The sequence below is a fragment of the Variovorax sp. GW823-FHT04F07 genome (assembly GCF_058795995.1).
In genome coordinates this window covers 379,238-397,057 of sequence record NZ_JBXAIG010000005.1, presented here as the reverse complement: position 1 = coordinate 397,057, position 17,820 = coordinate 379,238, and the positions used below count along the sequence as shown (strand labels likewise).

The window sequence follows — 17,820 nt, the reverse complement described above, 5'->3', positions numbered from 1 at the left end:
CACACGCGATGTCATGTCATTGCGCCAGGACCGACAGCGCGTTCAAGGGAAGCTGGATGTGCACCATGCTGCTGGGCACCAGCGGCTCTTCGCCGCCGCTGCGCGCATCGGCGGGCAGCTCGGCCTCGATCTCGATGCCCAGTGGCTCGCAGGCCAGGCGGGCCGAGGTGCGGTTGCCGAAGAACTCGGTGTCGAGCAGGCGTGCGGCGAAGCTGTTGGTGCCGAGTTCGGAACCGAAGCGCTTCACCACCACGTGCTCGGGGCGGATGCCCACGGTGGCCTGCGAACCCACGCTGAGGCTGCCGGGCGCGCAGAACAGTTCGCTGTCGCGCACGCGCACCTTGCCGTCGGCCAGCACGGTGGCGGGCAGCATGTTCATGCGGCCCACGAAGCCCGCCACGAAGCGGGTGCGCGGCTTGCGGTACAGCTCGTCGGGCGTGCCGGCCTGCTCGATGCGGCCGTTGTGCATCAGCACCACGCGGTCGGCCATCGAGAGGGCTTCTTCCTGGTCGTGCGTGACCATGATGGTGACGATGCCCAGACGCTTCTGCAGCGCGCGGATTTCGCTGCGCAGCGTGGCGCGCACCTGCGCGTCGAGCGCGGAGAGCGGCTCGTCGAGCAGCAGCAGGCGCGGGTTGGGCGCCAGGGCGCGCGCCAAGGCGATGCGCTGCTGCTGGCCGCCCGAGAGCTGCACGGGGTACTTGTCGGCATGCGCGGTGAGGCCGACGAGGTCGAGCATCTCGCGCGACCGCTTGGCCATCTCGCGCGCCAGCGCGCCCGTGGGGTGCAGGCCGTAGGCGATGTTCTGCGCCGCCGTGAGGTTGGGGAACAGCGCGTACGACTGGAACACCACGCCGAAACCACGCGCCGCGGGCGGCAGGCCCGCGATGTCCTGGCCGCCGAGCAGAATTTGCCCGCTGTCGGCGCGCTCGATGCCGCACACGATGCGCAGCAGCGTGGTCTTGCCGCAGCCCGAAGGACCGAGCAGGCAGACGAACTCGCCGGACTCGATGTCCAGGTCGATGCCGTCGAGCACGCGCGTGGCGCCAAAGGACTTGCCGATGCCGCGAAGAGAAAGAAAACTGGTCATGTTCAGTGGCCCCAGTCGAGAAACACCGCGGAACCGGCTTTGCCGGGCCGCTGGTGTTGCCCCCGGTGAGGGGGTTGGCGTAGCGACACGAAGTGCGCGAAGACCGGGGGAGAGCCCATTACATCGGCTTCTTTTCGGCCTTGGCGTCGTAGCGCTTCGACCATTCCGTCAGGATGCGGTCGCGGTTGGCGGCAGCCCAGTTGAAGTCGTTCTTGGCCAGCAGCTTCTCGACGTCGCCCGGCACGAACTCCAGCTTTTCCTGGATGCCCGGCAGTGCGAGCACGGCGAAGTTCTTCGCGTACAGCTCGTTGGCCTGCTTCGTCACGGCCCAGTCGGCCAGGGCCTTGGCGGCGTCCTGCTTCTTGCTGGTCTTGATGATGCCGGTGGCTTCCATGTCCCAGCCCAGGCCTTCCTTGGGCAGCACGATGTCGATGGGGGCGCCGTCGCGCTTGGTCTTGTTGGCGCGGTATTCGAACGACATGCCGAGCGCGAACTCGCCGGCGCCGGCCTGGCGGCAGGGCTTGCTGCCCGACAGGCTGTACACGCCGATGTTCTGGTGCAGCGCGTCCATGTACTTCCAGGCCTTGTCCTCGCCCATCATCTGGATCCAGCCCGACACCATGAGGTAGCCGGTGCCCGAGGCGGCCGGGTTGGGCATGGTGATCTGGCCCTTGTAGACCGGGTTGGTCAGGTCGGCCCAGCTGGTGGGCTTGGGCAGGTTCTTCTTCGTGGCTTCGGCGGTGTTGAAGCAGATGGCCGACGACCACACGTCCATGCCGACCCACTTGGGCGGGTTGGCGGTGTCGCGCATGGTGGGCTTGATGGCGTCCAGGCCCTTGGGGGCGTAGGGCTGGAGCATGCCTTCCTTGTCGAGCAGCATCAGCGAGGTGGCGGCCAGGCCCCACACCACGTCGGCCTGGGGGTTGGCCTTTTCGGCCAGCAGCTTGGCGGTGACGATGCCGGTGGAGTCGCGCACGAACTTCAGCTCGATGGCCGGGTTCTCCTTTTCGAAGGCGGCCTTGTAGGCCTGCACCTGGTCGGCTTCGAGCGCGGTGTAGACCAGCAGCTCGGTGCGGCCCTGGGCCGAGGCGGCGAAAGCCAGCGAGAACAAGGCGGCGGGCACGGCGGCCCACATCAGACGACGATGCAGCATGGGAGATTCCCTCGAGGTAAGAACTGGCGGTGTACGCAAAAAGAAAACACGGCCGGGGCCGTGAACGCAGCGATGCTCGCAGCGCTATGTGACAAAGGTTTGTCACACGGCCGTACCCGCGCTGCGGCGTTTGCACTTTCGTCACACGGCTGTCATCGAGCGGCGCGAGCCTGCACAGGCTGTCGCACCCGTTCTTTTGCAATCCCATGACACTCGACCTCGCCGAGATCGCTCGCCTGTTCGCCGAACGCGGCGGCCTGGCGTACGCGGGCGAGCCGGTGTCGCAGCTCGAACACGCGTTGCAATGCGCCTGGCTGGCCGAACAGGCCGGCGCCGGCGACACGCTCGTGACGGCCGCATTGCTGCACGACCTGGGGCACCTGCTGATCGCCGAGCACCAGACGCTGTCGCTCTCGCCCACCGAACTGGGCATTGACGACCGCCACCAGTACATCGCGCTGCCGCTGCTGCGCGGCGCCTTCGACGTGGCGGTGCGCGAACCGATCCGGCTGCACGTGGACGCCAAGCGCTACCTGTGCGCGACGCGACCGGGCTACGTGTCGAAGCTCTCGCCCGATTCGGTGCGCAGCCTGGCGCTGCAGGGCGGCGTGATGGACGACGAGGCGGCGCAGCGCTTTGCGGGCCTGCCGTGGTCGGGCGACGCGGTGCGGCTGCGGCTGTGGGACGAAGCGGCCAAGGCCGAGGGGCTGCGAACGCCGCCGCTGGCGCATTTCCTGGCGACGGCGGCGCGCGTGATGCTGCGCTGAGGGCCGGCGGGCCGACTTTCAGCCCCGTTTAAGAAACATTTGTCTACGATGGTTTCCTCACGAGGTCCGGCGCCCCTGCGCCTGCGAGGAAATCCGCATGTCATCTGTTCCATCCCCCACCATCGCGGCGCGTGCCGGCGCGTTCGTCCAGGTCCTGCGCCGCGTGCTGCGGCTCGCGGCGCCCTACTTCAGCTCGGACGAAGAAAAATGGCGGGCGCGCCTCATGTTCGCGGGCATCGTGGCGCTGAACCTGGCGTACGTGTACGCGCTGGTGCTCTTCAACCAGTGGTACGGCCGCTTCTATGACGGGCTGCAGAACAAGGACGCGGTGGTGTTCTGGCGCGAGATCCGCGTGTTCGCCGTGCTGGCCTTCTTCAACATCGCGATCCAGGTGGCGAAGTTCTACCTGACGCAGCTGCTGCAGCTGCGCTGGCGCTCGTGGATGACCCGCCACTACCTCGGCCGCTGGATGGCCGACCGCGCCTTCTATCACCTGGAACTGGCGCGCTACGCGCACGCCGACGGCGCCACGCCCGACAACCCCGACCAGCGCATCCAGGAGGACATGCAGATGTTCACCAACGCGACCATGACGCTGTCGATGGAGATCCTGAACGCGGTGGTCACGCTGCTGAGCTTCATCGGCATCCTGTGGGGCCTGTCGGGCACCTTCGACCTGTCGCTGGGCGGCAGCACCTACCAGGTCGCGGGCTCGATGGTGTGGCTGGCGCTGGTCTACTGCGTGGTCGGCACGGTCATCACGCACTTCATCGGCCGGCCGCTGATCGGCCTGAACTTCCGCCAGCAGCGCTTCGAGGCCGACTTCCGCCACCACCTGGTGCGCGTGCGCGAGTACAGCGAAGCCATCGCGCTCGACCGCGGCGAGACGGTGGAGCGCGGCCAACTCGACACGCGCTTCGGCGCCGTGCTGCGCAACTACCTGCAGCTGATCAAGAAGCAGAAGAACCTGGTCACCTTCACCGCGATGTTCGGACAGGCGTCGGTGATCTTTCCGTTCATCGTGTCGGCGCCGCGCTTCTTCAGCGGCGCCATCCAGCTGGGCGCGCTGATCCAGATCTCGACCGCTTTTGAAAAGGTGCAGGATTCGCTGAGCTGGTTCGTGACCAACTACGACCGCGTGGCCGTCTGGCGCGCCACCACCGACCGCCTGATCAGCTTCGACGACGCGATGCGCGCCCACGCCGCGCGCGAAGACGCCCTGCAGCGCGAAGAAGGCGCCGCCGCGCTGGGCACCAGCGACCTCACGCTCGCGCTGCCCAACGGCACGCAGCTGCTGGCCGGCGCCGCGCTGGCGGTGCGCCCCGGCGACAGCGTGCTGCTGCAAGGCCCTTCGGGCAGCGGCAAGTCGACGCTGTTCCGCGCCTTCGCGGGCATCTGGCCGTTTGCGCGCGGCAAGGTGCAGGCCCCGGCCGACGCGGTCTTCATGCCGCAGCGCCCCTACCTGCCCGACGGCAAGCTGCGCGAGGCGCTGACCTACCCGCACCCGGCCGCCGGCTTCAGCGACGACCAGCTGCGCCAGGCCCTGGCCGATGCGCTGCTGCCCGACCTGGTGAACCGGCTCGACGACAGCGACGCCTGGAGCCAGAAGCTCTCGGGCGGCGAGCAGCAGCGGCTGGCCATCGCGCGGGTGCTGCTGAAGAAGCCGGCATGGCTCTTCGCCGACGAAGTGACCAGCGCGCTCGATGCACCGGCCGAAGCCGTGCTCTACCGGCGGCTGGCCGACACGGTGCGCGCGGGCGGCGGTGCGATGGTGTCGATTGCGCACCGGCCGGCGGTGGGCGATTTCCATGGCCAGCGGTGGACGCTGGTGCCACAGGACGAAAGCGCAGCCGGCGGCGCGCGCTACCGGCTCGATACCTCTACAGCGGCTCAGGCCGCAGCGACGTAACGCTCCCAGCCCTTCTTGCGCAGATCGCAGGCCGGGCATTCGCCGCAGCCGTAGCCCCAGGCCTGGCGGTGTTCGCGGTCGCCGAGGTAGCAGGTGTGGGTTTCTTCCACGATCAGGTCGACCAGCGGCTGGCCGCCCAGGCGGTGGGCCAGCGCCCAGGTCTCGGCCTTGTCGATCCACATGAGCGGCGTCTCGATCACGAGGCGGCGCTCCAGGCCGAGCGACAGCGCCAGCTGCATGGCCTTCATGGTGTCGTCGCGGCAGTCGGGGTAGCCCGAGAAGTCGGTTTCGCACACGCCGGTGACGATCACCTGCAGCCCGCGCCGGTAGGCCAGCGCGCCCGCCAGCGTGAGGAACAGCAGGTTGCGCCCCGGCACGAAGGTATTGGGCAGGCCGTCGGCCTGCATGGCGAAGGCGACTTCTTCGGTGAGCGAGGAGCCGCCGAGCTGCGCCAGCGCGGCCAGCGTGAGCACGTGGTCTTCGCCCAGGCGCGGCGCCCATTCGGGAAAGCGCTCGCGCATCTTCGCGAGCACGGTGCCGCGCACGTCGAGCTCGACGCGGTGGCGCTGGCCGTAATCGAAGCCCAGCGTTTCGACACGCTGGTACTTGGACAGGGCCTCGGCCAGGCAGGTGGCCGAGTCCTGGCCGCCGGAGAAGAGAACGAGGGCGGTGGTGTGCAGGGGCATGTCCGTCAACGGCGGGGCCGTTGTAGTGCAAATGCGCGATTTTCGCAGCCGATCGATGCTGCGGGCCGCCCTGTTCTGCGGTGCTTCTAGAGAAAGCGCTCCAGCAGCTTGCGCGAGGCGCGATCCAGCGCCTTCGCATCGGGAATGCGGAACTGCACGCCGTGCGCGCTGGCGATCAGCAGCGCGCCGCCGTCGAGGCGGCGGATGTCTTCCTCGGCCTTGAGCACGAAGCTGGTGTCGCCGCGGTCGGTGCTCACGGTCCAGGTGCTGGGCACGCCGAAGCTGGACACGCCGTGCAGCTTCAGCAAGGTGGGCGCGAAGTCGCGCACGGCGAGTTCTTCGGTCAGCAGCGCCTGAGTGGGCGCGGGCAGCTGGTCGACGCGGTCGACCCACACGAGTTCGCGGCCTTCGCTGCCGACCAGCGACACGCCCTCGTTGGGCGCGCTGAGCGGAAAGGCGCGCACGGGTGTCACGCCCACGTGGCGCTCGCCCTGAGCGTCGGTCAGCACGAGGCGCCCGAAGGTGTCGCGGGCGAGTTCGAAGCTGATGGTGGTATTGGTGCTGCTGCTCATCACACGTCCCCTGCCGGATGGGCGGCGTGGCTCACGGCCAGCGGCGCCTGGGCGTTGGCGCGCTCGTCGGCGGCGCCTTCGCTCACATCGTCTTCGTCGCCCTGGCGCAGCTGCGCCTGGTAGAGGCGCCAGTAGGCGCCCTGCTTGGCCATGAGCGCGTCGTGCGGCCCGACCTCGACCACCTCGCCGCGGTCCATGACCACGAGCCGGTCGGCCTTGCGCAGCGTGGACAGGCGGTGCGCGATGGCGATGGTGGTGCGGCCCTGCACGAGGTTGTCGAGCGCCTTCTGGATTTCCTTCTCGGTCTCGGTGTCGACGGCCGAGGTGGCCTCGTCGAGGATCAGGATGCGCGGGTCGATGAGCAAGGCGCGCGCGATGCTGATGCGCTGGCGCTCGCCGCCCGACAGGCCCTGGCCGCGCTCGCCCACCAGCGAGTCGTAGCCGTGCGGCAGGCGCAGGATGAAGTCGTGCGCGTGGGCCGCGCGGGCCGCCGCCACCACCTCTTCGCGCGTGGCGTCGGGCTTGCCGTAGGCGATGTTCTGCGCGATGGTGCCGAAGAACAGGAACGGCTCCTGCAGCACCAGCCCGACGTGGCGGCGGTAGTCGGCCACGGCGAAGCGGCGGATGTCGGTGCCGTCGACCTTGATGGCGCCGTCGGTCACGTCGTAGAAGCGGCAGATCAGGTTGACCAGCGTGCTCTTGCCCGAGCCGCTGTGGCCCACGAGGCCGATCATCTCGCCGGGCTCGATGGTCAGGTCGAGGTCGTGGATGACGGCGCGCGAGCCGTAGCGGAAACCGAGGCCGCTCATCTCGATGCGGCCCTGCACGCGCTCCACCTTCACCGGGTTGGCCGGCTCGGGCACGTTGCTCACGTGGTCGAGGATGTCGAAGATGCGCTTGGCGCCGGCGGCGGCCTTCTGCGTGACCGAGACGATGCGGCTCATCGAATCGAGCCGCGTGTAGAAACGGCCGATGTAGGCGATGAAGGCGGTGAGCACGCCCACCGTGATGCTGCCGCGCGCCACCTGCCAGATGCCGAAGGCCCAGACCACAAGCAGGCCGATTTCGGTCAGCAGCGACACGGTCGGCGTGAACAGCGACCAGGTGCGGTTGAGCTTGTCGTTGACCTGCAGGTTGTAGGCGTTGGCCACGCGGAAGCGCTCGGCTTCGCGGCGCTCCTGCGCAAAGGCCTTGACCACGCGGATGCCGGGAATGGTGTCGGCCAGCACGTTGGTCACTTCGGACCAGACGCGGTCGATCTTCTCGAAGCCGGTGCGCAGGCGGTCGCGCACGACGTGGATCATCCAGGCGATGAAGGGCAGCGGCACCAGCGTGACCACGGCCAGCAGCGGGTTGATCGAGATGAGGATGGCCGCCGTCATGACGATCATCAGCACGTCGTTGGCGAAATCGAGCGCGTGCAGCGACAAGAAGACGTTGATGCGGTCGGTTTCCGAGCCGATGCGCGCCATGAGGTCGCCGGTGCGCTTGCCGCCGAAGTAGTCCAGCGGCAGGGTCAGCAGGTGCTCGTAGGTGGTGGTGCGCAGGTCGGCGCCGATGCGTTCCGAGACCAGCGCCAAGAGGTAGGTGCGCGCCCAGCCCAGCCCCCAGCCAACCAGCGCCGCAATCAGCAGGCCGCCCAGGTAGAGGCCGACCCGGCCGGAATCGATCTTCTGCCCGTTCTGGAACGGGATCAGGATGTCGTCCATCAGCGGGATGGTCAAGTACGGCGGCACCAGCGTGGCGGCGGTGGAAATCAGGGTCAGGACAAACCCGAGGATCAGCTGCTTGCGGTACGGCCCGGCAAAGCGGCCCAGGCGCAACAGCACCCAGGTCGAGGGCGGGGTCTGCAGCTCGGTGTCGGTGCCGTCGACGTCGAGAAGTTCGGGCACCTCCTCTGTCGCCTTCGCGACAGCGGATGCGGCGCGCTGGCCGAACAGCTTGAGCAGCTTGAGCGCCGCCGGCTGGCCGGCCAGGGTGTAGCGCCAGCGGGCGAGCTGTCCGGCGGGGCCGATGAGGTCGAGGGTTCCGACGCCTGCATGGTCGGAAAGACGCATTTCCAAGGCCTGCTCGGTGAGTGGCCACTCACGCCACTCGCCACCCGGCTCCAAGGCCACGAGCCGCTGGTCGGTCAGGGCGACGAGGCCGGTGGCGAAGCGAAGTTGGTCGTCGAGGTCAACCGCAAGTGTTACCGAAACGTTTTCAGCGCCTGCGAGTCGGCTTTTCAGCACGCCTGAGACCGCCTCCGTTTCGCCCGCCTGGGCGCCGACTGGATCGTGATGTTGCATTGTGTTTATTTGACTCTTGCCCGTCGCGGGCCGCTGGGACCGCGTCATGGCGTCCTTGGTCGGGCGCCGATTCTGACCGATCGCCATGGGTGCGCTTGAAGGCGCCGTGGTGCTCGGCCAAAGCACATCGAACGTTTGCATGACCCGTTTCGACGACATCCAATTGCTGCGCATCAACTATTTGCGCGGTCCCAACCTCTGGACCTACCGTCCGGTGCTCGAAGTCTGGCTCGACCTGGGCCAACTGGAAGACTTCCCCTCCAACAAGATCGACGGTTTCACCGACCGGCTGACCACCCTGCTGCCGGCGCTCATCGAGCACCACTGCGGCGTGGGCGAGCGCGGCGGGTTCATCCAGCGCCTCACCGAAGGCACCTGGTCGGGCCACGTGCTGGAGCACGTCGTGATCGAACTGCTGAACCTGGCCGGCATGCCGACCGGCTTCGGGCAAACCCGCAGCACCTCGGAGCACGGCGTGTACCGCATGGTGTTCCGCGCGCGTGACGAGCAGGTCGCCCGCGTGGCGCTCACCGAAGGCCACCGCCTGCTGATGGCGGCCATCAACAACGACCCGTTCACCGCCGCCGACGTGCAGACCGCCGTCGAGGCCGTCAAGGCCAAGGTCGAAGACTGCTACCTCGGCCCGAGCACCGCCGCCATCGTGTCTGCCGCCACCGACCGCGGCATTCCGCACATGCGCCTGAACAGCGGCAACCTGGTGCAGCTGGGCTACGGCGCCAACCAGCAGCGCATCTGGACCGCAGAAACCGACTACACCAGCGCCATCGGCGAATCGATCGCCAGCGACAAGGAACTGACCAAGTCGCTGCTCGCCAGCTGCGGCGTGCCGGTGCCGCACGGCCAGGTGGTCGAGTCGCCCGAGGAAGCCTGGGAAGCCGCCGAGGACATCGGCCTGCCCGTGGTCGTGAAGCCGTCGGACGCCAACCACGGCCGCGGCGTGTCGCTCGAGCTGACCACGCGCGAGGAAGTCATGGCCGCCTTCGCGGTCGCCGAGCCCGAAGGCAGCGACGTGATGGTCGAGCGCTTCATCCGCGGCCACGAACACCGCCTGCTGGTGGTGGGCGGCGAGGTGGTGGCGGCCGCGCGCGGCGAGATCATCACCGTGACCGGCGACGGCACGAACACCGTGGCCGGGCTGATCGACAAGCAGCTCAACAGCGACCCGCGCCGCGGCGCCGAAGAAGAATTCCCGCTCGACGTGATCGTGCTGGCCACCGACGCCAAGCTGCAGCTGGAGCTCAAGCGCCAGGAACTGGACGGCAACTCGGTGCCCGCCGCCGGCCGCGTGGTCACGATCCAGCGCAACGGCAACATGGCCTACGACTGCACCGACCTCGTGCACCCCGAGGTGGCGCACGCCGCCGTGCTCGCCGCCCGCGTGGTCGGCCTGGACATCGCGGGCATCGACATGGTCGCGCAAGATATTTCCAAGCCGCTGGGCCCGCAGGGCGGCGCGATCGTCGAGGTGAACGCCGGCCCCGGCCTGCTGATGCACCTGAAGCCGGCCATCGGTTCGCCGCGCCCCGTGGGCCGCGCCATCTGCGACCACCTGTTCCCGAACGACGCGCCCGGCCGCATCCCCGTGGTGGGCGTGGCCGGTTCGCGCGACACCGCCGTGCTCGCACGATTGGTGGCCTGGCTCATCAACCTCGGCGGGCGCCACACCGGCCTGGCCTGCCGCGACGGCCTGTTCCTGGAACGCCGCCGCGTCGACGCACGCGACAGCGCCAACTGGGACGCCGGCCACCGCCTGCTCGTGAACCGCGCCGTCGAGGCCGTGGTGATCGAGAACGGCGCCGAGACCATCCTGCGCGACGGCCTGGCCTACGACCGCTGCGAAGTCGGCATCGTGACCGACCTCGAAGGCTGCGAAGCCCTGGCCGACTACGACATCACCGAGAGCGACCAGATGGTCAAGGTGCTGCGCACCCAGGTCGACGTGGTGCTGGGCGAAGGCACGGCCGTGCTCAATGCCGACGAGCCGCGCATCGCCGCGCTGGCGCCGCTGTGCGATGGCGCCGTCATCCTCTATGCGGCCGACCCGCAGGCCGCCGCGCTCGCCGCGCACCAGGCCGAAGGCGGCAAGGCCGTGCTGGTGCGCCAGGACCGCGTGGTGCTGGCCAACGGCACGAGCGAATCGTTCCTGCCCGGCCTGGGCCGCCTGACCATCTGGCGCGCGACCCACGTCGGCGTGAGCCTCGAAAGCCTGCTGGCCGCCGTGGCCGCCGCCTGGGCCATGGGCATTCCGCTCAACCTGATCGGCGCCGGCGTCGAGGCCTTCGAAGCCGACCTGCAGGCGGCCCTGGCCTCGCTGCAGCTGTCGCAGGCCTCGCCCCTTTCGCCCCAACTACAACTGGCCTAACAATGCCCGCCCCCAGGCTCCGCGCACTTCGTGTCGCTTCGCCAACCCCCTCCCGGGGGCAACACCAGTGGCCCGGCAAAGCCGGTTCCACGGTGTTCCTTGAATAAGAACTTCGTGCCATGAAAGTCACCCGCATCCGCGCCCTGCGCGGCCCCAATCTCTGGAGCCGCCACACCACCATCGAGGCCGTCGTGGCCTGCGAAGGCGACGAGAACGCCGTCGGCAAGCTCGACGGGTTCGAAGCCCGCCTGCGCGCCCGCTTCCCGACCATCGGCGAGCTGCACCCGATGGTGCTCGGCCAGCCGCTGGCGCTGGCCCACGTGCTCGAGAACGCCGCCGTGGCGCTGCAGGCCCAGGCCGGCTGCGCCGTCAACTTCGGCAACACCGCGCCCACGACCGAAGAAGGCGTCTACCAGGTCACCGTGCAGTACACCGAGGAAGACGTGGGCCGCCGCGCCCTCGCCCTGGCCGAGGAACTGATCCAGGCCGCGCTGGCCGACACCGCCTTCGACGCCGACGCCGCCATCACCGAGCTGCGCGACCTCGACGAGTCGGAGCGCCTGGGCCCGAGCACCGGCTCCATCGTCGACGCCGCCGTGGCGCGCGGCATTCCGTACCGCCGCCTCACCAGCGGCAGCCTGGTGCAGTTCGGCTGGGGCTCCAAGCAGCGCCGCATCCAGGCCGCCGAGATCGACAGCACCAGCGGCGTGGCCGAATCGATCGCGCAGGACAAGGAACTCACCAAGCAGCTGCTCAACGCCGCCGGCGTGCCGGTGCCGCTGGGCCGCCCCGTGTCCAGCGCCGACGACGGCTGGGCCGCCGCGGAAGAAATCGGCCTGCCGGTCGTGGTCAAGCCGCAGGACGGCAACCAGGGCAAGGGCGTGACGGTGAACATCACCACGCGCGAGCAGCTGACCTCGGCCTACGACTCGGCCGCCGTGTACGGCGAGGTGATGGTCGAGAAATTCCTGCCCGGCTTCGACTTCCGCCTGCTGGTGGTGGGCGACCGCCTCGTGGCCGCCGCGCGGCGCGACCCGCCGCAGGTGATCGGCGACGGCAGCTCCACCGTGCGCCAGCTGGTCGACACCGTGAACCTCGACCCGCGCCGCGGCGAGGGCCACGCCACCTCGCTCACCAAGATCCGCCTGGACGACATCGCCATCGGCCGGCTCGAGTCGCAGGGCCTCACGCCCGAGAGCGTGCCCGAGCTGGGCCAGCGCGTCGTGCTGCGCAACAACGCCAACCTCTCGACCGGCGGCACCGCCACCGACGTCACCGACACCGTGCACCCCGAAGTGGCCGCGCGCGCCGTCGATGCGGCGCAGATGGTCGGCCTGCACATCTGCGGCGTCGACATGGTCTGCGAGAACGTGCTGCGCCCGCTCGAGGAACAGCACGGCGGCGTGGTCGAAGTGAACGCCGCGCCCGGCCTGCGCATGCACATCTCGCCCTCGTTCGGCCGCGGCCGCGCGGTCGGCGAGGCGGTGATGGACACGCTGTTCGCCCCCGGCGACGACGGCCGCATTCCCGTGGTGGCCGTCACCGGCACCAACGGCAAGACCACCACCGCGCGCCTGATCAACCACATCATTGCCTCCAGCGGCCTGCGCACCGGCATGACGAACACCGACGGCGTGTACGTCAACGGCCGCCAGACCGACAGCGGCGACTGCAGCGGCCCCAAGAGCGCGCGCAACGTGCTGATGCACCCCGACGTCGACGCGGCCGTGTTCGAAGTGGCCCGCGGCGGCGTGCTGCGCGAGGGCCTGGGCTTCGACCGCTGCGAGGTGGCCGTGGTCACCAACATCGGCAGCGGCGACCACCTGGGCCTGAACTACATCACCACGGTCGAAGACCTGGCGGTGCTCAAGCGCGTGATCGTGCGCAACGTGGCGCCTGACGGCTACGCGGTGCTCAACGCGGCCGACGTGAACGTCGCCGCCATGGCGGCGGGCTGTCCCGGCAACGTGATCTTCTTCACCGCCGACCGCATGCACCCGGTGATGGCCACGCACCGCGCACAGGGCAAGCGCACCGTGTACGTCGACCAGGACACGCTGGTGGCCGCCGAAGGCTCGTGGCGCGAACGCATCGCGCTGCGCGACGTGCCCATCACGCGCGGCGGCACCATCGGTTTCCAGGTCGACAACGTGATGGCCTCGGTGGCCGCCGCGTGGGCCGTGGGCCTCGACTGGGACACCATCCGCAGCGGCCTGTCGAGCTTCATGAACGACGCGGCCGGCGTGCCCGGGCGCTTCAATGTCATGGACTACCGCGGCGCCACCGTGATCGCCGACTACGGCCACAACACCGACGCCATGAAGGCGCTGGTGTCGGCCGTGGACACCATGCCCGCCAACAAGCGTTCGGTGGTCATCAGCGGCGCGGGCGACCGGCGCGACTCCGACATCCGCGACCAGACCGCGATCCTCGGCCAGGCCTTCGACGACGTGATCCTGTACCAGGACGCGGCGCAGCGCGGCCGGGCCGACGGCGAAGTCATGGCGCTGCTGCGCCAGGGCCTGCAGGGCGCCTCGCGCACGCGCCAGATCGACGAGATCCGCGGCGAGTTCGTCGCCATCGACGCCGCGCTGGCGCGGCTGCAGCCGGGCGACCTGTCGCTCATCCTCGTCGACCAGGTCGAAGAGGCGCTGGCCCACCTCGCGCAGCGCATCGCGCAGGGCTGATCCGCCCGCCCCGCAGCGCAGGAGGCCCGCCCTCCTTGCGCTGACGGACGTGTCCCACACGCAGGGGCGCGTCCGGCCCGCTCCACGGCGTGCGGCTTGTCCCACAGCCCCGCGCCACCGGCCGGCCCACACTGGGTCACCGGTCGCGCCCTGCGTTCTTTTGTTTTCTGTTTTCTGTTCGCACGGCGCGCCCCTTCAGGAGCCCCGATGACGACCCACACCTTCCGTTCCACGCTTTCAACCGCTGCCCTCGTGGCCGTCGGCGGCTTCTTCATGGCCTGTGCGCCGCTGGCCTCGGCCCAGGCGCCCGGCAGCGACGCGCGGATGCAAAAGGAACGCGCCACCTGTGACGGCGTGCAACAGGACCGCGCGGCCTGCCTGCGCGAAGCCGGCGCCGCGCGCCAGGAAGCCGGTCGCCACGGCCTGACCACCCCCGGTGCGGAACGCGAAGACGCCAACGCGCTCGCACGCTGCCGCGAACAACCCGTGGCCGACCGCGCCGATTGCGAAGCGCGCATCCGCGGCGGTGCACGCACCTCCACCGAAGGCAGCGTGATGGGCGGCGGCGTGATCCGCGAAACCGTCACCCCGCTGCCGCCGCAGCCCGTGCAGCCGGCGCGCTGACCGAGCGAGGCCGGCCTTCACCCCGATACGCCAACAAGGAGCACACCATGCCAAACAATGCGCGTTCGATGATCTTTGCCCTGCTCGCACTCAGCGGGCTGGCCACCACCACCATCGCCACGGCCGCCCGGGGCGACGGCGGCAGCACCTACCAGCAGGAGATTGCGGTCTGCGGCCACAACCAGCAGGACCGTGCCGCCTGCATCCGCGAAGCCGGGGCCGCGCGCCAGGCCGCGGCGCGCGGCGGCCTCACCTCCGCGCCCGACTACCGCGCCAACGCCGTGGCCCGCTGCGGCCTGCAGCCGCCGGCCGAGCGTGCCGACTGCGAAGCCCGCGTGCTGGGCAGCGCAGGCAACATCCGCAGCAATGTCGATGGCAGCGTGATGGGTGGCGGCGTGATCCGCGAATCGGTCTCGACCCGCGTGGTGAACATACCGGCCGCCACGCTGCCGCCGCCGATGGCCGCCCCGATGCCGGCACCGATGCCTGCGGAACCGATGCCGATGCCCATGCCACGCCCCGTGCCGGTGCAGTGACCCGGTGCGCATCGCCCGGAATGCGCCTCGGTGATAACACCGACGACACGTTCGCGGGCGATGCCCTCGTTTGTCATCAAATCGTCACAAAATACAGGCATGTGCTAGCTATAGTTCCCGGTCCCTGCCAACCGAGGAACACTTTCCCATGAATGCCATCAAGGTCGCTCGCCGATTCATTGAAACGGACCCGGCCAACGAATCGGCCAAGATCCTTGCCCAACTCGTGCTGGCGCTCGAAGCCGAACGCAGCTTCGAGTTGATCACGCTCTACAGCCTCGACTACAAGAGCTTCCAGCTTGCGATGGACATCCTGAAGGAGTGGCGCCTGGACCGCTACTACGCCAGCAAGTCCAAGCTGTTCGATCTCTCGCTGCAAGTCACCGAGCTCGAAGCGGGCAACAGCGCCGCTTCCTGAGCCCGTCCCATGGCGGCCCGGCCCTCGGGCCCGCCTTTTCACTTCCCCCAGCGCAACACCAACGGATCGAGCCGCCGCGCCGTCTCGATGAGGCCGGCGCGCGTCTCGGGATGCAGCGCGGGCAGCGGGTGCCGCGGCGCTTCGCAGGCGATCACGCCGCCTTCCTTCATGAGCGCCTTGCAGGCCAGCAGGCCCGCCTGGCGGTTCTCGCAGTTGATGAGCGGCAGCCACCGCTGGTACAGCGCGAAGGCCTGGTCGCGGTCGCCTGAACGGTGCGCCTCGATGATCGGGCGGATGCCGTCGGGATAGCCGCCGCCGGTCATCGCACCGGTCGCACCGGCATCGAGGTCGGACATCAGCGTGATCGCTTCTTCGCCGTCCCACGGCCCTTCGATGGCATCGCCGCCCAGGCGGATCAGCTCGCGCAGCTTCGACGCGGCGCCGGCCGTCTCGATCTTGAAGTACGCGACCTGCTCGATCTCCTTCGCCATGCGTGCGAGGAACGGCGCCGACAGCACCGTGCCGCTCGCGGGTGCGTCCTGAATCATGATCGGAATCGTCACCGCATCCGAGAGCCGCGCGTAGAACTCGTAGATCTGCGGCTCGGGCACGCGGAAAGTCGCGCCGTGGTACGGCGGCATCACCATCAGCATCGCCGCCCCCATGTCCTGCGCGCGGCGGCTGCGCTCGGCGCAGACCTGGGTGCTGTAGTGCGTGGTGGTCACGATCACCGGCACGCGGCCCTTCACGTGCTCGAGGATCGTGCGCGTGAGCACCTCGCGCTCCTCGTCGGACAGCACGAACTGCTCGGAGAAATTCGCCAGGATGCACAGCCCGTCGGAGCCCGCGTCGATCATGAAATCGACGCAGCGCTTCTGGCTTTCGAGATCGAGCGCGCCCTGTTCGGTGAAGGTGGTGGGCACCACCGGGAAGATGCCGCGGTATCGGGGGGTCATGGTGTGGGGTCAGTGGGAGTGGCGGGGAACGGCGGCGCCGCGGCAACCGACGAGGAAATCGAAATCGCAACCTTCATCGGCCTGCAGCACGTGGTTCACGTAGAGCTTCTGGTAGCCGCCGCCGCGCGTGCTCATCGGCTGCGCATCGGATGCGGACAACGAAGCGAGCCGCGACGCCAGTTCCTCGTCGCTGATGTCCAGGTGCAGCCGCCCCGCATCGCAATCGAGCTCGATCCAGTCGCCATCGCGCACCGCCGCGAGCGGCCCGCCGTCGGCCGCTTCGGGTGCGACATGCAGCACCACCGTGCCGTACGCCGTGCCGCTCATGCGCGCGTCGGAGATGCGCACCATGTCCTTCACGCCCTGGCGCAGCAGCTTCGGCGGCAGGCCCATGTTGCCCACCTCGGCCATGCCGGGGTAGCCCTTGGGGCCGCAGTTCTTCAGCACCATCACGCAGCTCGCGTCGATGTCGAGGTCTTCATCGACGATGCGTGCCTTGTAGTGCTCCAGGTTCTCGAACACCACGGCGCGGCCCCGGTGCTTGAGCAGATCGGGCGTGGCGGCCGAGGGCTTGAGCACCGCGCCGCGCGGCGAGAGGTTGCCGCGCAGGATGCGGATGCCGCCGTCGGCGATCAGCGGGTTGTCGAGCGGGCGGATCACCTCGTCGTTGAGGCTCGGCGCCTCGCGCACGTTGTCCCAGAGCGATTGGCCATTGACGGTGAGCGCACCGGGGTGCGGCAGCAGCCCGTTCTCGCCGAGGCGGCGCAGCACGGCGGGCAGGCCGCCCGCGTAATAGAACTCTTCCATCAGGAAGCGCCCCGAAGGCATGAGGTCCACGATGGTCGGCGTGTGGCTGCCGATGCGCGTCCAGTCTTCCAGTTCGAGCTCGACGCCGATGCGCCCCGCGATCGCCTTCAGGTGGATCACCGCGTTGGTCGATCCGCCGATGGCCGCGTTCACGCGGATCGCGTTCTCGAAGGCCTCGCGCGTGAGAATCTTCGACAGCGTGAGCCCGTCCTTGGCCATCTGCACCGCGCGCGCACCCGACATCTGCGCCAGCACGTAGCGCCGCGCATCGACCGCCGGAATCGCCGCGTTGTGCGGCAGCGAAGTGCCCAGCGCCTCGGCCATGCAGGCCATGGTGGAGGCCGTGCCCATCGTGTTGCAGGTGCCCGCCGAGCGCGACATGCCTCCCTCGGCCGAGAGGAACTGGTGCAGATTGATCTCCCCCGCCTTCAGCGATTCGTGCAGCTGCCACACGGCCGTGCCCGAGCCAATGTCCTTGCCGTCGAGCTTGCCGTTGAGCATCGGCCCGCCCGTGACCACGATGGCCGGGATGTCGCAGCTGGCCGCGCCCATCAGCAGCGCGGGCGTGGTCTTGTCGCAGCCCGTGAGCAGCACCACCGCATCCACCGGGTTGCCGCGAATGGCTTCTTCCACGTCCATGCTCGCGAGGTTGCGCGTGAGCATCGCGGTGGGCCGCAGGTTCGATTCGCCGTTCGAGAACACCGGGAACTCGACCGGGAAGCCGCCCGCCTCCGAGATGCCGCGCTTGACGTGCTCGGCGATCTTGCGGAAGTGCGCGTTGCACGGCGTGAGTTCCGACCAGGTGTTGCAGATGCCGACGATGGGGCGGCCGTCGAACTCGTGGTCCGGGATGCCCTGGTTCTTCATCCAGCTGCGGTACATGAAGCCGTTCTTGTCGGCGGAGCCGAACCATTCGGTCGAGCGCAGTTTCTTTGTCATGGGGA

The 17,820-nt window shown here is 69.1% G+C and carries 14 protein-coding genes; 7 read left to right on the top strand and 7 right to left on the bottom strand.

From position 1 onward, the window contains the following. Positions 1 to 16: 16 nt before the first annotated feature. Complete coding sequence (locus tag AC1RAA_RS23685) at positions 17 to 1,090, bottom strand: ABC transporter ATP-binding protein (RefSeq protein WP_492732174.1); 1,074 nt, start codon at positions 1,088 to 1,090, stop codon at positions 17 to 19. A 118-nt stretch (positions 1,091 to 1,208) separates the two neighbouring features. Next, a complete protein-coding gene (locus AC1RAA_RS23680; RefSeq protein WP_062481319.1) occupies positions 1,209 to 2,243 on the bottom strand; it encodes a putative 2-aminoethylphosphonate ABC transporter substrate-binding protein in 1,035 nt (344 codons plus the stop codon). Between the two features lie 206 nt (positions 2,244 to 2,449). Between AC1RAA_RS23680 and AC1RAA_RS23675 the strand changes: the two genes are divergently transcribed. Then, complete coding sequence (locus AC1RAA_RS23675; RefSeq protein WP_447741256.1) at positions 2,450 to 3,010, top strand: phosphonate degradation HD-domain oxygenase; 561 nt, start codon at positions 2,450 to 2,452, stop codon at positions 3,008 to 3,010. A gap of 97 nt (positions 3,011 to 3,107) precedes the next feature. Continuing rightward, positions 3,108 to 4,919, top strand: coding sequence for an ABC transporter ATP-binding protein/permease (locus AC1RAA_RS23670; RefSeq protein WP_492732176.1), 1,812 nt, complete (start codon positions 3,108 to 3,110; stop codon positions 4,917 to 4,919). Here AC1RAA_RS23670 and queC read toward each other — a convergent pair. The 3 genes from queC to AC1RAA_RS23655 all read right to left on the bottom strand — a co-directional run bounded on the left by queC (position 4,901) and on the right by AC1RAA_RS23655 (position 8,465). Next, on the bottom strand, positions 4,901 to 5,605 hold the full coding sequence (gene queC / locus AC1RAA_RS23665) for a 7-cyano-7-deazaguanine synthase QueC (RefSeq protein ID WP_095743689.1): 705 nt from the start codon (positions 5,603 to 5,605) through the stop codon (positions 4,901 to 4,903). The two genes, AC1RAA_RS23670 and queC, sit on opposite strands and share 19 nt — an antisense overlap. Before the next feature lie 86 nt (positions 5,606 to 5,691). Next, complete coding sequence (locus AC1RAA_RS23660) at positions 5,692 to 6,177, bottom strand: cyanophycin metabolism-associated DUF1854 family protein (protein ID WP_492732178.1); 486 nt, start codon at positions 6,175 to 6,177, stop codon at positions 5,692 to 5,694. Next, positions 6,177 to 8,465, bottom strand: a complete 2,289-nt coding sequence (locus tag AC1RAA_RS23655; RefSeq protein WP_492732180.1) for a cyanophycin metabolism-associated ABC transporter — start codon at positions 8,463 to 8,465, stop codon at positions 6,177 to 6,179. Before AC1RAA_RS23655 ends, AC1RAA_RS23660 begins: the two co-directional genes overlap by 1 nt. Before the next feature lie 139 nt (positions 8,466 to 8,604). Here AC1RAA_RS23655 and AC1RAA_RS23650 point away from each other — a divergent pair, with 139 nt between their 5' ends. The 5 genes from AC1RAA_RS23650 to AC1RAA_RS23630 all read left to right on the top strand — a co-directional run bounded on the left by AC1RAA_RS23650 (position 8,605) and on the right by AC1RAA_RS23630 (position 15,113). Next, on the top strand, positions 8,605 to 10,848 hold the full coding sequence (locus tag AC1RAA_RS23650; RefSeq protein WP_235944232.1) for a cyanophycin synthetase: 2,244 nt from the start codon (positions 8,605 to 8,607) through the stop codon (positions 10,846 to 10,848). 119 nt (positions 10,849 to 10,967) lie between these two features. After that, the gene (gene cphA / locus AC1RAA_RS23645) at positions 10,968 to 13,535 is read left to right on the top strand and encodes a cyanophycin synthetase (RefSeq protein ID WP_159273939.1); all 2,568 of its coding nucleotides are present in this window, start codon (positions 10,968 to 10,970) and stop codon (positions 13,533 to 13,535) included. Between the two features lie 207 nt (positions 13,536 to 13,742). Continuing rightward, entirely contained in the window at positions 13,743 to 14,159 is a 417-nt protein-coding gene (locus AC1RAA_RS23640) for a hypothetical protein (RefSeq protein WP_492732182.1), read from the top strand. A 47-nt stretch (positions 14,160 to 14,206) separates the two neighbouring features. Then, positions 14,207 to 14,695: a hypothetical protein gene (locus AC1RAA_RS23635; RefSeq protein WP_307583190.1), complete on the top strand. Its 489-nt coding sequence runs from the start codon at positions 14,207 to 14,209 to the stop codon at positions 14,693 to 14,695. Positions 14,696 to 14,843: 148 nt separating this feature from the next. After that, on the top strand, positions 14,844 to 15,113 hold the full coding sequence (locus AC1RAA_RS23630) for a hypothetical protein (RefSeq protein WP_062480564.1): 270 nt from the start codon (positions 14,844 to 14,846) through the stop codon (positions 15,111 to 15,113). 38 nt (positions 15,114 to 15,151) lie between these two features. Here the strand turns inward: AC1RAA_RS23630 and AC1RAA_RS23625 are convergent, their stop codons facing one another. Together AC1RAA_RS23625 and AC1RAA_RS23620 are read right to left on the bottom strand one after the other, a co-directional pair. Then, positions 15,152 to 16,069, bottom strand: a complete 918-nt coding sequence (locus tag AC1RAA_RS23625) for a dihydrodipicolinate synthase family protein (RefSeq protein WP_369631308.1) — start codon at positions 16,067 to 16,069, stop codon at positions 15,152 to 15,154. A 9-nt stretch (positions 16,070 to 16,078) separates the two neighbouring features. Continuing rightward, the gene (locus AC1RAA_RS23620; RefSeq protein WP_492732185.1) at positions 16,079 to 17,815 is read right to left on the bottom strand and encodes an IlvD/Edd family dehydratase; all 1,737 of its coding nucleotides are present in this window, start codon (positions 17,813 to 17,815) and stop codon (positions 16,079 to 16,081) included. Positions 17,816 to 17,820: the final 5 nt, after the last annotated feature.

What these genes read in the sequence shown, in the direction of transcription:
- AC1RAA_RS23650 (WP_235944232.1), top strand. Translation starts at nt 8,605, where the DNA reads ATGACCCGTTTCGACGACATCCAATTGCTGCGCATCAACTATTTGCGC.
- AC1RAA_RS23675 (WP_447741256.1), top strand. Translation starts at nt 2,450, where the DNA reads ATGACACTCGACCTCGCCGAGATCGCTCGCCTGTTCGCCGAACGCGGC.
- AC1RAA_RS23630 (WP_062480564.1), top strand. Translation starts at nt 14,844, where the DNA reads ATGAATGCCATCAAGGTCGCTCGCCGATTCATTGAAACGGACCCGGCC.
- AC1RAA_RS23635 (WP_307583190.1), top strand. Translation starts at nt 14,207, where the DNA reads ATGCCAAACAATGCGCGTTCGATGATCTTTGCCCTGCTCGCACTCAGC.
- AC1RAA_RS23670 (WP_492732176.1), top strand. Translation starts at nt 3,108, where the DNA reads ATGTCATCTGTTCCATCCCCCACCATCGCGGCGCGTGCCGGCGCGTTC.
- AC1RAA_RS23625 (WP_369631308.1), bottom strand. Translation starts at nt 16,069, where the DNA reads ATGACCCCCCGATACCGCGGCATCTTCCCGGTGGTGCCCACCACCTTC.
- AC1RAA_RS23660 (WP_492732178.1), bottom strand. Translation starts at nt 6,177, where the DNA reads ATGAGCAGCAGCACCAATACCACCATCAGCTTCGAACTCGCCCGCGAC.
- AC1RAA_RS23655 (WP_492732180.1), bottom strand. Translation starts at nt 8,465, where the DNA reads ATGCAACATCACGATCCAGTCGGCGCCCAGGCGGGCGAAACGGAGGCG.
- cphA (WP_159273939.1), top strand. Translation starts at nt 10,968, where the DNA reads ATGAAAGTCACCCGCATCCGCGCCCTGCGCGGCCCCAATCTCTGGAGC.
- AC1RAA_RS23685 (WP_492732174.1), bottom strand. Translation starts at nt 1,090, where the DNA reads ATGACCAGTTTTCTTTCTCTTCGCGGCATCGGCAAGTCCTTTGGCGCC.
- AC1RAA_RS23620 (WP_492732185.1), bottom strand. Translation starts at nt 17,815, where the DNA reads ATGACAAAGAAACTGCGCTCGACCGAATGGTTCGGCTCCGCCGACAAG.
- queC (WP_095743689.1), bottom strand. Translation starts at nt 5,605, where the DNA reads ATGCCCCTGCACACCACCGCCCTCGTTCTCTTCTCCGGCGGCCAGGAC.
- AC1RAA_RS23640 (WP_492732182.1), top strand. Translation starts at nt 13,743, where the DNA reads ATGACGACCCACACCTTCCGTTCCACGCTTTCAACCGCTGCCCTCGTG.
- AC1RAA_RS23680 (WP_062481319.1), bottom strand. Translation starts at nt 2,243, where the DNA reads ATGCTGCATCGTCGTCTGATGTGGGCCGCCGTGCCCGCCGCCTTGTTC.